The sequence below is a fragment of the Streptomyces sp. NPDC021080 genome, assembly GCF_044333225.1.
Taxonomy (GTDB): Bacteria; Actinomycetota; Actinomycetes; order Streptomycetales; family Streptomycetaceae; genus Streptomyces.
In genome coordinates, this window is the sequence record NZ_JBIRQM010000003.1 from 57301 (window position 1) to 71117 (window position 13817).

The window sequence follows — 13817 nt, forward strand, 5'->3', positions numbered from 1 at the left end:
CCGGGTACGGCGGGGTGGGCAAGCGGCCGACTGGTGGGCCGTCACGCCGTGGCGGCTGCCATCGACGCGCGGATCAGGTCGAGCAGTTCGACACGGCTGACCTTGGAGGAAGGCGTGCGTGGGAGCTCCGCGACAACGGTTACGTGGACCGGCACCTCGTACGGGGTGAGTACCTCGCGGCAGGTGGCGATGAGCTCGGCGGCTTCAGGGACCGGTACCCCGGGGCGCAGCTCCACGGCCGCAACCGGAACGGCGCCGAGCCGGTCGTCCGGAAGGGCCGTCACTGCGGCCTCGCGCACCGCCGGGTGGCGCTCCAGCGCCTTGCGGACCTGGTCGGGCTGGACTTTGAAGCCGCCGCGAACGATGGCATCGTCCGCGCGGCCGTTGATCCAGACGAAGCCTTCCTGGTCCACCCGGCCGAGGTCACTGGTACGCAGCCAGGCATCGGCACCGAGTGGGGACTGAGTAGTGCGGATCTCCAGGTGCCCGGCCTCCCCCATGCTCAGGAGGACGCCATCGGGGCTGACGATCCGCACCTCGACGCCCGGGACGGGGAGTCCGGCGCTGCCCTTCTTCGTCTCCCACCACTTCTCGTGCAGGGGCAGCGTCCAGGCGGCCACGGCACCGGCGAACTCGGTGGCACCGTAGGTCATCAGGACCCGCGCACCGTACTTGCGGAAGAAGGCATCGGCCAGCTCTGGTGGGCAGTACGCGGTACCGCAGGTGACGACGCGCAGGCTGGACAGCTTCTCCGGCGAAATGTCGGCTTCCAGCACGGTGCGCAGGGCAGCCGGGACGAGACCTGCCGCGGGCGGCCGGTGACGATCGATCACGCGGACCCACGGGTCGAGGGTGAAGCGCGGCAGCAGCGCCATCCGGCGTCCGGCAAACAGTGTCGCGACCGCGTTCCACAGGCCGCCGATGTGCACCATCGGTGTGGCCACCACACTGAGGCCCTTGCGGAGCAGCACCCCCTCCCTGGGGACCTGGCCGCTCGAGACCAGGGCAGCCTCGAACTGCCGGTCGGTGAGGCGCACTCGCTTGGGCGGGCCGGTCGTGCCCGAGGTCAGCATCTCGATCGACACCCCGGGGGCGGTCTCGGCTTCGTCGGGCACCTTGCCGCCGACGGGGCCGGCCCCGCCCTGCTGGTCGAGCTGGACCGCTAGCCCTGCCTCGGTGATGGCATCCAGGACACCTGGCCGGGCCAGGACCTCCGGGGAGGCGACGACGACCGGGACACCACAGCGGGCGATGTCCGCCGCCAGGCGCTCAGCCGGCTGGAGCGGGCTGAGTGTGACCAGGCAACGGCCCGAGGCGAGCAGGGAGATCACCGTTCCGACATGCTCCGGACGGTTCTCCAGGACGACGCCGATCCGGGCTCCGGAGCCCAGCCCCGCACCGTCCAGGATCCGGCCCAGTTGCCGATCGACCGACTGAAGGTCCCCCCAGGACCACCATGCCTCGTCGAACTCGACGGCCTGAGCCTCGGCAGGAGCCTTGCTCAGCAGTTCGGCCAGGCGACTGCGAGCCCTCATTGGGGCACCTCCACTTCAGCGAGAACAGCAGGGAGAAACATATAACTCTTTTAACCTAGTATCAATCACTCGGGCTTGGCTGCCGCCCGGAACCGGGCAGTGGCCTCGAGGAACTCCCGGCCGGTCAACAGCCCGCCCTGCACCGCCCCAAGCACGGCCAGCTCGTGCTCGAACCCGGCCCCCAGGCTCCGACGCAGCGACGCCTTGCTCGACTCCAGGCCGGACCGGGACAGCCGGACCAGGCCGGCCACCACCTCGTCCACCCGCGCGGACAGCTTCCCGTCGGCGACCACCTCGTTGACCAGACCCCACTGAAGTGCCAGCTCCGAGTCGACCTTCCGGCCGGTGAGTACCATCCCGGAAGCCAGGGTGCTGCCGATCGCATGGGCGAGCAGATGCGCCCCTCCCATACCGGGCACCAGGCCCACGTTGATCCAAGAGCTGGCGAAAACGGCGCTGTCGGCGGCCAGGCGCAGGTCGCACACGAGCGCGAGATCCAGGCCGGCACCCAGCGCGGGACCGTTGACCGCCGCGATCGCCGGCACCGGGAGCACGGTCAACGCCCTCACCAGACGGTGGAATTGGCTGTAGACCGCGTCGGTCACCGCCCGGGCACCCCCCTCGGCCACCGCCGAAAGCGCCGCCAGGTCCCCGCCCGAGCAGAACGCGCCGCCCGCTCCCGTGAGCACCACCGCCCGCACCGCCGGATCCGATCCGGCCGCGGCAACCTCGTCGGCCAGTTCGCCGACCAGTTCCGGTGTCAGGGCGTTACGCCGCTCAGGCCGGTTCAGGGTCAGCCAGAGCGCAGCTCCACGGCGCTCGACCACGAGCGTGTTGTTGTCAGCCATCGGAAACTCCCTCGCGCCACTGGGGCCGGCACAGACACCCACCCAGCCCTATGCCATCTAAGTTAAAACAGTAATACGATACTGCCCCCGCCTGGAGAGAGGACATGACATGCGTATTGGTATGCCGATGGCGTACAGCGGAGGCTTCGCCGAGACCGTCGAGGAGCTGGCCGACTTCGAAGCAGCCGGACTGGACGTCGTCAACGTGCCCGAGGCCTACTCCTTCGACGCGGTCAGCCAGTTGGGATACGTGGCAGCCCGGACCCGCACCATGGAGATCTCCTCCGGGATCCTCAACATCTACTCCCGCACCCCCGCACTGCTCGCCATGACTGCCGCGGGCCTGGACTACATCTCCCAGGGGCGCTTCGTTCTCGGCCTGGGGGCCTCCGGCCCACAGGTCATCGAGGGATTCCACGGCGTGCCGTACAAGGCCCCGCTGGCCCGTACCCGGGAGATCGCGGAGATCTGCCGCATGGTGTGGCGCCGGGAGCCGGTCGTGCACGAGGGCTCCCAGTTCCACCTGCCGCTCGACCGGGAGCACGGCGGCACCGGCCTCGGCAAGCCGCTCAAGCTCATCAACCACCCGCTGCGCGAGCGCATCCCGATGGTGCTCGCCGCACTCGGTCCCAAGAACGTGACCCTGGCCGCCGAGCTCTTCGAGGGCTGGGAGCCGCTGTTCTACTACCCGGAGAGCGCCGAGGCGGCCTTCGGGGAGGCCATCAACGCGGGCCTGGCCCGCCGCGACCCTGCGCTCGGCCCGCTCCAGATCGTTGTCGACACCCAGGTCGCGGTCACCGAGGACCGCGACGAGCAGGAGGCGGCGATGCAGCAGGTGCGCAACCATCTGGCGCTTTACATCGGCGGCATGGGCGCCAGGGGCAAGAACTTCTACAACGACCTGGCGTGCCGGTACGGCTTCGAGGAGGCCGCCGAGACCATCCAGGACCTGTACCTGTCTGGTCGCAAGGCCGAAGCCGCAGCGGCCGTCCCCGACACGCTGGTGCACGGGGTCTCGCTGATCGGTGCTCCGAGCTGGGTCAAGGAGCGGGTCAACGCCTTCGCCGCGACCGGTGTCACCACGCTCAACGCCCGCCCGCTGTCCACCACCCACGAGCGCCGGGTCCGCGACATCTCCCTGCTCAAGGAGGCCACCGCGTGATCAGTCCCGAGCTGCCCGAGGACTATCTGCCCCCCGTGCTGGACACGATCTCGGTCGATCCGCTGCTGGACATGCTCGCCCTGGAGGAGATCGATCACAACCTCTATCGGGGCTACCTGGTCTTCTCCGAGCGTTTCGCCCTGTACGGCGGTCAGGTTGCCGCACAGGCGCTGCGCGCCGCGTCGCTGACCGTGCCCCGGGACCGGCTGCCGCACTCCCTGCACGGATACTTCCTGCGCCCCGGGAACGCCTCCCGCCCCACCGTCTTCCAGGTCGACCGCGACCGGGACGGCGGGTCGTACTCCGCCCGCCGGGTCGTCGCTCTTCAGGGCGGCGAGGTCATCTTCAGCATGTCGGCATCCTTCCACCGCGGCAACGAGGGACCGGACAAGCAAGTGGCGGATCTGCCGGCCATCCCGGTGCCGGAGGACTGCGAGGGGTTCGTGCTTCCCCGGCTGTTCTCCATGGAGGGCCGCAGCGTCCGCGACCAGGTTTCCCAGAGCGGTTGGCCCACGCGGTTCTGGGCCCGCAGCACCGCCGGGATCGGGAACGATCCCATGCTCAACGCCTGTGTGCTGACCTATCTGTCCGACATCTCCAGCGGCCTGTTCGAGCTGGAGGACCCTGGCGACAACGTCCGCTCCGGCTCCAGCCTCGACCACAGCGTCTGGTTCCACCGGCCCGCGCTACTGGACGAGTGGGTGCTGACCGACCTTCGTCCGCACAGCATCGCCCAGGGGCGGGGCCTGTACACCGGATCGGTCTTCGACCGCACCGGGCAGCTGGTGGCGACGATCGCCCAGGAGGCCCTGTTCCGCCCGGTCCGCTGACCGGGCGTCGGCGGACGGCGGTACTGCCCTACCGCATATGTGGGGGTCACATCCGCAGAAGTGGCGTATCGACGGCCACTCAGCGATCTCGTTTTGAGGCTATGCGGTGAGTTCGGTGGGCAGGGCGGTGTCGTCGGTTTCTGACTCGATCGAGTGGAGACGGGCTTTGGCGAGGAGTTCGCGGCCCATGTAGCGGCGGGCCTCGGTCCATTCGCGGTTCTGCTCGGCCGGGACCGCGCCAACGAGGCGGATCAGAGCGACGCGGTCGGGGAAGATACCGACCACGTCGGTGCGACGGCGGATCTCCTTGTTCAGCCGCTCCTGGGGGTTGTTGGACCAGATCTGCCGCCAGATCTCCCGCGGGAACGCGGTGAACGCCAGCAGGTCATACTGGGCGGCGTCCAAGTGGGCTGCGGCCTTGGGGAACTTCGCTTCCAGTGTGTCCAGGACGTGCCGCAGCTGGGCCTGGAGGGCTGCGGTGTCGGGTTGTTCGAAGACGGTCCGCAGCAGCGTGGCCATCCAGGGCTGGGCGGATTTCGGAACCTGCCTGGGCAGATTTCGGGCGCAGTGAGTTCGGCAGCGCTGCCAGGATGCGCCGGGCAGGACGTGCCGATCGCGGCGACCAGGCCGGTGTGGGCGTCGGAGACGACCAGCTGGACGCCGGACAGACCGCGGGCCGTCAGTGAGCGCAGGAAGGCGAGCCAGCCGGCGCCGTCCTCGCAGGTGGCGACGTCCAGGCCGAGGATCTCGCGGTACCCGTCGAGTTGACGCCGACCGCGATCAGGGCGTGGACGTTGACGATGCGGCCACCCTCGCGGACCTTCTGTGTCAGGGCGTCGACCCAGACGAACGCATACGGTCCGGCGTCCAGGGGACGGTTGCGGAACGCGGCGACCTACTCGTCCAGGTGCTTGACCATCGCGCTGACCTGGGACTTCGACAGCTGGGTGACGCCGAGGGACTCGGCGAGCTTCTCGACCAGGCGCGTGCTGACACCGAGCAGGCAGGCGGTGGCGACCACCGAGACTCCGACGCCGGGACAAACACCCGGATCAGGTGGGAACCGATACACCACTTCCAAGGACGCAACCCATGTGGGTTCCCTGAAGGCCGGAATCCGGCCTTCAGGGAACCCACGCGGCACAGGTGCCGCGGTCAGCGCGCTCCCGCTGTCTTCGGCAGGACCGACCCATCGGTATGGCGCTGCTTCAACACCCGTCGGAGAACCTTGCCGCTGGGCAACCGCGGAACGTCCTCGAAGGAGACCGAGCGAGGTGCCTTGTAGTGGGCCATCCTGCCCCGGCAGAAGGCGATCAGTTCGACGGCCAGGCCGTCCCCGACGGAGGCCGGGTCGGCGGGCTGCACAACGGCATGAACCCGCTCGCCCATCTCGGGATCGGGCAGCCCGATCACGGCGACGTCGGCGACCGCCGGATGCAGCGTCAGCAGGTCCTCGATCTCGCGCGGATAAATGTTGACGCCCCCGGAGAGGATCAGGTCGGTGCGGCGGTCGGAGAGATACAGGTAACCCTCCTCGTCGACATGCCCGATGTCGCCGAGAGTGCTCCAGCCCCGCTCGTCGAAGGCGCTCGCGGTCTTCTCGGGGTCGCCGTGGTACGCGAAGCGCGCGGTGTCGCCGAACCAGATCGTCCCCACCTGGTTCGGTCCCAGTTCCACACCCCCGTCATCGCAGATGTGGATGGTGCCCCGGACCGCGGGGCCGACCGATCCGGGGTGCCTCAGCCATGACTCGCTGCCGATGATGCACATGCCGTTGCCCTCGCTGCCAGCGTAGAACTCCAGCAGAATCGGCCCCAGCCAGTCAATCATCTGCCGCTTGACCTCGACCGGGCAAGGCGCCGCCGCGTGCACCACCACCCGGAGGCTGGAGACGTCGTAGACCTGCCGCTGCTCAGCGGGCAACTTGAGCATCCGCACGAACATGGTGGGGACGAACTGGCCGTGGGTCACTCCGTACCGCTGGATCGCCTCCAGCGCGCCCGTCGCGTCGAAGCGCTCCATCACCACGACGGTGCCGCCGTTGCGTACCGTCCCCAGGGACCAGCCGAGCGGTGAGGCGTGGTAGAGCGGGCCGGGGCTGAGGTAGACGGAGTCCGGGCCGAACCCGAAGGAGCGGGCCATCACCGCGTCGATGTTCAGTCCGGTGCCGAACGGCTCGCCGGTGAGCTCCGGCTTGATCCCCTTGGGGCGGCCGGTGGTGCCCGACGAGTAGAACATGTAGTAGCCCTCGACGGCGTCCGGCAGCGGGTCGGCGGGAAGCCCCGACACCACCTCCGTCAGTTCCTCGACGCCCTCGACACCCGGCCCGACGAGCAGTCGCCGCTCCAGGGCGGGCGCCGAGGCCGCCGCGACGCGCGCGAGAGGCTCCAGCGACGCGGAGGAGATCAGCACCCGGGCGCCACAGTTCTCCACGATGTAGGCCGTTTCGGCCTCGCTGAGGTGCCAGTTGACCGGGGTGTAGAACAGACCCGATCGCTGCGCGGCCCAGACCACCGGGAACAGCTCCAGCTGATTCTCCATCAGAACAGCGATGTGGTCACCCGCCCGCAGCCCGATGCGGTGGAAGAAGTGGGCGATACGGTTTGAGTGCTCCTCGAGCTCCCGGTAGGAAAGCGACCGGCCGGAGCCGGCCATCACCACGGCCGGCTTGTCCCCGTGCGCGGCGGCAAGGGTGGTCAGGTTCATCGGTTCACCTCTGCGACATCCTTGTCGGCTGTGCTCAGATCAGGTTCCTCCGCGCCCAGGTAGGCACGGATGACAGCGTCGTCCGACCGCACTTCGGCAGGTGCACCCTCGGCGATCAGCTTGCCGAACTCCAGCGCGTAGACCCGGTCGCACAGGCCCATCACCAGTTCCACGTCGTGCTCGACCAGCAGGATGCCCATGCCCCACTCGGAGGCCAGGCGGCGCAGCAGCTCACCCAGTTCCCGGGTCTCCTGGTCGTCCAGACCCGCGGCCGGCTCGTCAAGGGCCACGATCGACGCCTCGGTGGCCACCGCGCGGGCGATGCCGACCAGGCGGCGGACACCGTACGGCAGCTCGGCGGGTGTGCGGTGCAGGTACGGCTGGAGCCCGAACTCGCGAATCGCCGCCCGGGTCGCGGCCGTGAGCGGCACGGTCCTGGGGTACACCAGATCGGTGACATAGGCGAGGGTGTCGCGCCGCTCCGAGGCGGCCCGGAGGTTGTCGAGGACCGTGAGGTCGTCGAAGAGCTCCAAAGCCTGGAAGGAGCGGGTCAGTCCGGCACGGACCCGGCCGCCGGCGCCGGTACGGGTGAGGTCCTCACCATTGAGCAGGACCCGCCCCCGGGTCGCATCGACATAGCCGGTGGCGGCGTCGATGAGGGTGGTCTTGCCGGCTCCGTTGGGACCGATCAGTCCGACGATCTCGCCCGGTCCGACGGTCAGCGAGACGCCGCCGAGGGCCTGCACCCCGCCGAAGGCGACCACCACGTCCTCGAGTTCCAGCCGCCCGGGCGCCAGCCGGTGCTCCCCCGCTGCCTCGACGTCTGGAATGGCCGGCTGCCGCAGCGGTCGGCGGACCATCTTCAGCAGCTGGTGCAGGTGCTCCCGGCCCTGCGCGGCCATCCCGTCCGGTGCGGTGAGCAACACCGCGAGCAGCAGGACCCCGCCAGCCAGCGGGAGGTAGGAGCTGACCGTGGGGCCGAGCAGGTCGAGGAGCTTGCCCATGAGGGAGCCCGACTCCAGCAGGCCGCCGTAGAACGAGCCGGCGACCCAGCCCACACCGCCGACCACCGCGAAGCCGACCACCTGGATCGACTCCAGGGCTCCGTAGCCGGTGAAGACGATGGTGGGGTTGCGGAACGCCAGCAGGGCACCACCGAGTCCGGCGATCACGCTGGAGACCGCAAAGGCGGCCAACTTGGCCTGGACGACTCCGATGCCCAGCGAGGCGGCTGCCTTCTCGTTGGAGCGTACGGCGATCAGCCGTCGGCCGCTGCGTCCCCGGCGCAGATTCGCCACGGCCAGGGCACAGAACGCAAAGACGACGAGGACCACCAGTGCGTACCGCTCGGGGTGGACGATGGCCCCGATGTCGAGTCCGGCGATGGTGGGGGTGGGCACCATGAACGAACCGCCGCCGGTGCGGTCCGCGTTGTTGAAGATCAGGCTGTCCAGGGCGACCGCCATACCCAAGGTAGCGATCGCGAGGTTCACCCCTCGGGTGCGCAGGCATACCGCGCCCAGTACCAGGCCCAGGGGCAGGGTTGCCAAGGCGCCGATCAGGATCGCCGCGGGGAACGGGGTGTCGAAGGACCGGGCCAGACCGCCGGCCACCCAGGCACCCCAGCCGGCGAAGCCCACCTGGGCCAGTGACAGCTGTCCGCTGTATCCGGTGACCACGACCAGCGACAACAGGATCAGCGCGGTGCCCACGGTGGTGGTCACCGCGTCGTCCCACTCCGGCTGGAGCTGCAGCACGATGACGGCAGTGACGACCAGCAGGACCGCGACCACCGGCAGCATCACCCGTCCGGTGCCCAGGCTGGGCAGCCGCTGGGCGAGCTGGGTGCGCGAGGTGCGGTCATTGCCGCGGAGTACCAGTACGGCCAGCATGGCCAGGAACGGAATCGCCTCGGACCAGCCCGGAGCTGTGATGTACCGTCCGGCCTCGGACTGCAGCACACCGATCAGCAGACCGCCGGCCAGGGTGAGCGGGAAGGAGTTCAGCCGTCCGGTGATGGCGGCAGCCAGCGCCGGGACGACCAGCAGCGTGTAGCCCGTGACGGAGAGATTGGTGATGGGGGCGAGGAAGATGCCGGCCAGACCGGCCAGCGCGGAGCCGATCACCCAGTTGCCTGCGGCAAGCAGGTCAGGGGACTTCCCGAGCGCGGCAAGCGCCCGAGGATTTTCGGTGGCCGCCGCGGTGGCCCGGCCGAACTGGGTGAAACGGTAGACCGCGGCCAGCAGCCCCGCCGTGAGCAGGACACCCGCCAGGATGATCAGCCTGTCCCAGCCCACGCTGGCGCCCAGCACCCGTACCGGTTCGGTGGGCAGCGCCGAGGTAACCACCTGCGGTGCCCCCGGGTAGACCTTGGCCATACCCTCCTGGAGCACGGCCAGCACCGAAAGAGTGGCGATGACCCGGGTGAGGACCGCGGTGGCGCGCAGCGGTCGCATCACCAGGAAGTGGATGGCCAGGCCCAGCGCTCCGGAGGCGGCCACCCCGATCAGGGCGGCGAGCCCGAAGGGCAGGTGCTTGTCCAGCTCCCAGTAGACGAAGGTACCTACCATCCCCACGGCGCCATGCGCGAAGTTCACCACTCCGGAGCCGCGATGGATGATGACCAGGCCCAGGGCGAACAGGACGTACAGCCCCCCCGTGGCCAGGCCGAGGACGGCGAACTGGATGACCGTGCTCATCGGGCCACACCTCCGTGGTCGGGCATCTCCACCGGCGCTGCCGCCGAGGCGGCGAGATAGGAGGCCTCGACCTCACCGGTCCGCGAGCGCAGCTCGTCGGCCGTGCCTTCCAGGACGACGCGGCCGCGTTGCAGAACACAGGCTCGGTCGGCGACCGCGAGGGCGTTGCGCACCTGCTGCTCGACCAAGAGCACCGCCATTCCGCGGTCCGCCGCCGCGCGGACGGCCTTCAGCAGCCGCTGGACGATCAGCGGCGCCAGGCCGAGCGACAGTTCGTCGGCGAGCAGTAGCCGGGTGGGGCCGGACAGCGCCCGGGCCAGCGTCAGCATCTGCTGCTCGCCGCCGGAGAGCAGCCCGACCTTCCGCTCCAGCAGCGGTTCGAGTTCGGGGAAGAGCGCCAGCGGCTCATCCAGCGTGTCGTGGGCGAGCCGCAGGTTGTCGGCGACGCTCAGAGACATGAAGACCGAGCGGTCCTCGCAGATCAGCCTGAGCCCTCGGCGGGCCCGGGCGTGCAGCGGGCCGGTGACGACCTGACCGTCCATCCTGACCTCACCGTGGGTGAGGGGCAGTTCGCCGCTCAGGGCCATCAGCGTGGTGGACTTGCCGGCCCCGTTGGCACCGACCAAGGCCACCACTTCACCGGCCCGCACCTGGACGCTGACCTGGTCCAGCACCGGAACCTCGCCGTAGCCCGCGGAGATCTCCACCGCCTCGATGACGGGTGGTGCTCCGGCGCCGGGCACGACGGTGCCGTCGTGCTCTGGAGTCGAAGGCTGTGCAGACATTACTTGTCTCCTCGTCCTGTATCCCTGTGCCGCTCAGCTCAGGTTCTGCAGGGCGCGGAAGTTCTGGTCGGCGAGCTCGGCCTTGCCGCCCTGAACGGTCCAGACCAGGTAGTTCCAGTTCTTGGCACGGGACAGGGTGGGGTCCACCGAGGCTCCGTCGTTGGAGAAGGGGGCGTACAGGCCGGTGTCGGGCTTGGCGGTCGGCGCCGCCTTGAGCAGGCTTGCGGCGTCGTAGCTTCCACCGGTCGTGGCGAGCAGTTGCTTGAGGGCCTGCACCGAGGCCCAACCGGCAATGCCGAACTTGGTCGTCAGCGGGACCTTGGGCTGGTGGCGCTTCATCCCGTCGACCACCGTCTGGACGGCCGGCACCTGAGTGTCGGTGGGTCGGTACTCCTGACCGGTGATGATCATGCCGTCCGCGGCAGCTCCCAGCGTGGTGAGCGCCTCGGAGCCGAACTCCGAAGTGATTGCGCCGAGACGGAGATGAGCGCCGGACTGCTGTGCCGCGATGACCACCTTGGCCCCTGCGTCGGGTGCGGTCGCCGGCACGATGCAGTCGGCACCCTGCGCTACCAGCTTTGCGACCGGCGAGGAGTATTCCGGCTGGGTCGCGCCGACGGACACCTGGACCATCGACGCACCCTGCGACTTCAGGCCCTTCTCCAGCCACTTGCCGCCCAGCTGCGTGCTGGGCATCGTGAGAACCACGGCACCGACCTTCTTGCAGCCCGCCTTGGCGAGTTCGACGCCGAGCGCGCCGTAGGCCGCGGGAACGCCGCCGTCGCGGGGGAACGAGACGCTGCTGGTGCCGTCGATGTCCTGGGCGAGGCTGCTGAAGTAGTAGGGAATCTTGGCCTGCTCCAGTACCGGAACCACCTGGGGCGAGAAAGGCTCGTACGACGAGATGACGGCCGATACCCGCTTGCTCACGGCCTGGCGGGCACAGTCGGCAGCGGTGTTGGGGTCGTACTTGTCATTGCACACGATGAGGTCGATCTTCCGCCCGTTCACCCCGCCGGACGCGTTGATGTCCGCGGCCGAGGCCTTGAGGGCGGCTTCGGCATCCGGAAGTGACAGTGACGAGGACTCAAAGATGCCGATGGCCATGACCCGAACGGACCCGGAGTCCGTTCCCCCACTCCCCGAGGAACTACCGCAGGCCGTGCCTGCCAGCGCGAGAACCACCCCGAGGGCCGGCCACCACAGGCGCTTTCTCATGATCCACTCCTCCCACCCGCCACCCCGGAAGGCGACGACGATGACATCGAAAGTGTTACCTAGTTCACGTAGCGAACTATGTTGAGGAAAAGAGTTGGCCCGGTCAAGAGTTTTGGCAGGCAGACGCCGAATGCGGGATCACATTTCGGTTCATTCACCCCGCGAGCCGGCCGGGGCACTGGAGTCAGCGGCGATGCTGACCGTCGTCGACCTTGACGACAGTGCCGGTGACGAACTCGGACGACGGGGCGACCAGGTAGAGGAGGGTGCTGTCGAGCTGGGCCGGGTCACCCAGGCGCTTGCGGGGGAAGCTTCCCGAGTGGTCACCGATCCGCTCGATCATCCCGTCCATCATCTCGGAGGCAAAGGAGCCGGGTGCGATCGCGTTGACGTTGATCCCGTATCCCGCCCACTCCACGGCCAGGACCTCGGTCATCCGGTTCACCGCGGCCTTGGTGATGGAGTACAGCGCCGCACCCGACCCGCCGTAGTCGAAGGCCGCGATCGAGGAGATGTTGACGATCCGCCCCCCTCGGCCGGCGCCGATCAGCCGCCGGGCAACCTCGCAGGCCATCAGGTAGGGCCCACGGAGATTGGTGGCGAGCACGCGGTCGACCAGCTCGACGGGCATTTTGTTCGCCCGCCTGGCGTCCGGGATGCCCGCGTTGTTGACCAGGATCGTGGGAAGCCCGAGCTCCGCCTCGCAGCGGTTCACGGCGGCGGTAATGGAGTCGGCATCAGTGACGTCGAGCCGGACGGCCAGCGCTCTGCCGCCGCGGGCCTCGATGTCGGCCACCACCTCGTCAAGTCGCTCGAACCGCCGCCCCGTCACCACTACCGTCGCACCCGCGGCGGCAAGCATCTGCGCGAAACGGCGGCCGAGGCCGGCGGTCGCACCGGTCACGATGGCGATCTCTCCGGTGAGGTCGGCGGAGGCGTTGGGCAGTGGGAATCGATCCGTCATGGAGATGTCCTTTGCGGCGAGCTGTCGGTTCAGGCGCATCACCTCGAACCCAAGACAATCAGATAACCTAATCATCGATGTCGCCTCAAGCCTGAACACCGCACAGTCGACCCAGGGCTCGGCCGGACGGCGGGCGACGGACAGCCAGAACGCCGTATGTCCCCGGTCCGAAGCACGGCCGCCCTGTCCCGTCGGGGAGCGGCGGCTGGGCTCGGGCCCTGACCTGGAGGGACGCCCATGTCCTTCATCGAGCTCAGCCGACCCGCTCCTGGCATCACCCAGGTGACGCTGAACCGGCCCGAGGCCCTCAACACCTTCAACCACCCCCTGGTGACCGAGCTCACCGAGGTGCTCGACACCATTTCGGCCGACCGTGAATGCCGGGTCTTGGTGCTCACCGGCGCCGGCCGGGCCTTCTCGGCGGGCCTGGACCTCAACGGCTACGGCGATCAGGAGATCACGCAGCAGGAGGGGGTTGTGGTACGGCAGCTGAACCGTCAACGTGAGATCGCCGGGCTCGCCCAGCGGCTGCACGAGCTCCCCCAGCCGGTGATCGCCGCCGTCAACGGCCCGGCCGCCGGCGGCGGGCTCGCACTGGTCTGTGCCAGCGACATCAGGATCGCCGCTCCTTCGGCGGTCTTCGCTGTCTCCTTCATCCGGGCCGGCTTCTCGGCCTGCGACATAGGCGTCTCCTGGCTGCTGCCCAGGATCGTCGGCGCTGGCCGCGCACATGAGTTGATGCTCACCGGCCGCCGCTTCGACGCCGTCGAAGCGGCCCTGATCGGCCTGGTCACCGATGTGGTCGAGCCCGAGAACCTGCTTGACGCCGCGCTGGCGAAGGCACAGGAGATCATGCTGAATCCGCCGCTGTCGGTGGAGCTGACCAAGCAGGGGATGTGGATCGCACTGGAGACGCCCGCCTTCGACACCTCCGTCGAGTTCGAGAACCGCCAGCAGATCTTCACCAGCTTCACCACCGACCGGGCCGAGGCCGCCGCGGCGTTCCTGGAAAAACGGCCACCGGTCTACCGGCGCCACTGACTCAGCTGCCGGGCAACACCGCAAAGCTC

The 13817-nt window shown here is 69.0% G+C and carries 10 protein-coding genes and 1 pseudogene; 3 read left to right on the forward strand and 8 right to left on the reverse strand.

The window, feature by feature from the left end; translation table 11 throughout:
- Positions 1 to 41 precede the first annotated feature (41 nt).
- Positions 42 to 1535, reverse strand: a complete 1494-nt coding sequence (locus tag ACH4S8_RS07705) for a class I adenylate-forming enzyme family protein (RefSeq protein ID WP_398391800.1) — start codon at positions 1533 to 1535, stop codon at positions 42 to 44.
- Between the two features lie 65 nt (positions 1536 to 1600).
- Positions 1601 to 2383, reverse strand: coding sequence for an enoyl-CoA hydratase/isomerase family protein (locus tag ACH4S8_RS07710; protein WP_398391801.1), 783 nt, complete (start codon positions 2381 to 2383; stop codon positions 1601 to 1603).
- Positions 2384 to 2492: 109 nt separating this feature from the next.
- On the opposite strand from ACH4S8_RS07710, the gene ACH4S8_RS07715 reads away from it, so the two are divergent.
- Positions 2493 to 3545: an LLM class F420-dependent oxidoreductase gene (locus tag ACH4S8_RS07715; protein WP_398391802.1), complete on the forward strand. Its 1053-nt coding sequence runs from the start codon at positions 2493 to 2495 to the stop codon at positions 3543 to 3545.
- Positions 3542 to 4375, forward strand: coding sequence for an acyl-CoA thioesterase (locus tag ACH4S8_RS07720; protein ID WP_398391803.1), 834 nt, complete (start codon positions 3542 to 3544; stop codon positions 4373 to 4375). Before ACH4S8_RS07715 ends, ACH4S8_RS07720 begins: the two co-directional genes overlap by 4 nt.
- Positions 4376 to 4474: 99 nt before the next feature.
- Here the strand turns inward: ACH4S8_RS07720 and ACH4S8_RS07725 are convergent.
- The 6 genes and pseudogenes from ACH4S8_RS07725 to ACH4S8_RS07750 all read right to left on the reverse strand — a co-directional run.
- A pseudogene (locus ACH4S8_RS07725) lies at positions 4475 to 5399 on the reverse strand (IS256 family transposase); the annotation flags it as partial.
- Positions 5400 to 5530: 131 nt separating this feature from the next.
- Positions 5531 to 7081 carry an acyl-CoA synthetase gene (locus tag ACH4S8_RS07730; RefSeq protein WP_398391804.1) on the reverse strand — a complete coding sequence of 517 codons (1551 nt, stop codon included), beginning with the start codon at positions 7079 to 7081 and terminating at the stop codon, positions 5531 to 5533.
- Complete coding sequence (locus ACH4S8_RS07735; protein WP_398391805.1) at positions 7078 to 9780, reverse strand: ATP-binding cassette domain-containing protein; 2703 nt, start codon at positions 9778 to 9780, stop codon at positions 7078 to 7080. The genes ACH4S8_RS07730 and ACH4S8_RS07735 overlap by 4 nt, the downstream gene beginning before the upstream one ends.
- The gene (locus tag ACH4S8_RS07740) at positions 9777 to 10565 is read right to left on the reverse strand and encodes an ABC transporter ATP-binding protein (protein ID WP_398391806.1); all 789 of its coding nucleotides are present in this window, start codon (positions 10563 to 10565) and stop codon (positions 9777 to 9779) included. The genes ACH4S8_RS07735 and ACH4S8_RS07740 overlap by 4 nt, the downstream gene beginning before the upstream one ends.
- Before the next feature lie 33 nt (positions 10566 to 10598).
- Positions 10599 to 11672 carry an ABC transporter substrate-binding protein gene (locus ACH4S8_RS07745; protein ID WP_398391807.1) on the reverse strand — a complete coding sequence of 358 codons (1074 nt, stop codon included), beginning with the start codon at positions 11670 to 11672 and terminating at the stop codon, positions 10599 to 10601.
- 295 nt (positions 11673 to 11967) lie between these two features.
- Complete coding sequence (locus tag ACH4S8_RS07750; protein ID WP_398391808.1) at positions 11968 to 12846, reverse strand: SDR family NAD(P)-dependent oxidoreductase; 879 nt, start codon at positions 12844 to 12846, stop codon at positions 11968 to 11970.
- Positions 12847 to 12984: 138 nt separating this feature from the next.
- Here ACH4S8_RS07750 and ACH4S8_RS07755 point away from each other — a divergent pair, with 138 nt between their 5' ends.
- A complete protein-coding gene (locus tag ACH4S8_RS07755; protein WP_398391809.1) occupies positions 12985 to 13788 on the forward strand; it encodes an enoyl-CoA hydratase/isomerase family protein in 804 nt (267 codons plus the stop codon).
- Positions 13789 to 13817 lie beyond the last annotated feature (29 nt).

Bases quoted from the DNA above. Each gene is read 5' to 3' on its own strand.
- ACH4S8_RS07705 (WP_398391800.1), bottom strand. From the start codon at position 1,535: ATGAGGGCTCGCAGTCGCCTGGCCGAACTGCTGAGCAAGGCTCCTGCC.
- ACH4S8_RS07710 (WP_398391801.1), bottom strand. From the start codon at position 2,383: ATGGCTGACAACAACACGCTCGTGGTCGAGCGCCGTGGAGCTGCGCTC.
- ACH4S8_RS07715 (WP_398391802.1), top strand. From the start codon at position 2,493: ATGCGTATTGGTATGCCGATGGCGTACAGCGGAGGCTTCGCCGAGACC.
- ACH4S8_RS07730 (WP_398391804.1), bottom strand. From the start codon at position 7,081: ATGAACCTGACCACCCTTGCCGCCGCGCACGGGGACAAGCCGGCCGTG.
- ACH4S8_RS07735 (WP_398391805.1), bottom strand. From the start codon at position 9,780: ATGAGCACGGTCATCCAGTTCGCCGTCCTCGGCCTGGCCACGGGGGGG.
- ACH4S8_RS07740 (WP_398391806.1), bottom strand. From the start codon at position 10,565: ATGTCTGCACAGCCTTCGACTCCAGAGCACGACGGCACCGTCGTGCCC.
- ACH4S8_RS07745 (WP_398391807.1), bottom strand. From the start codon at position 11,672: ATGGCCATCGGCATCTTTGAGTCCTCGTCACTGTCACTTCCGGATGCC.
- ACH4S8_RS07755 (WP_398391809.1), top strand. From the start codon at position 12,985: ATGTCCTTCATCGAGCTCAGCCGACCCGCTCCTGGCATCACCCAGGTG.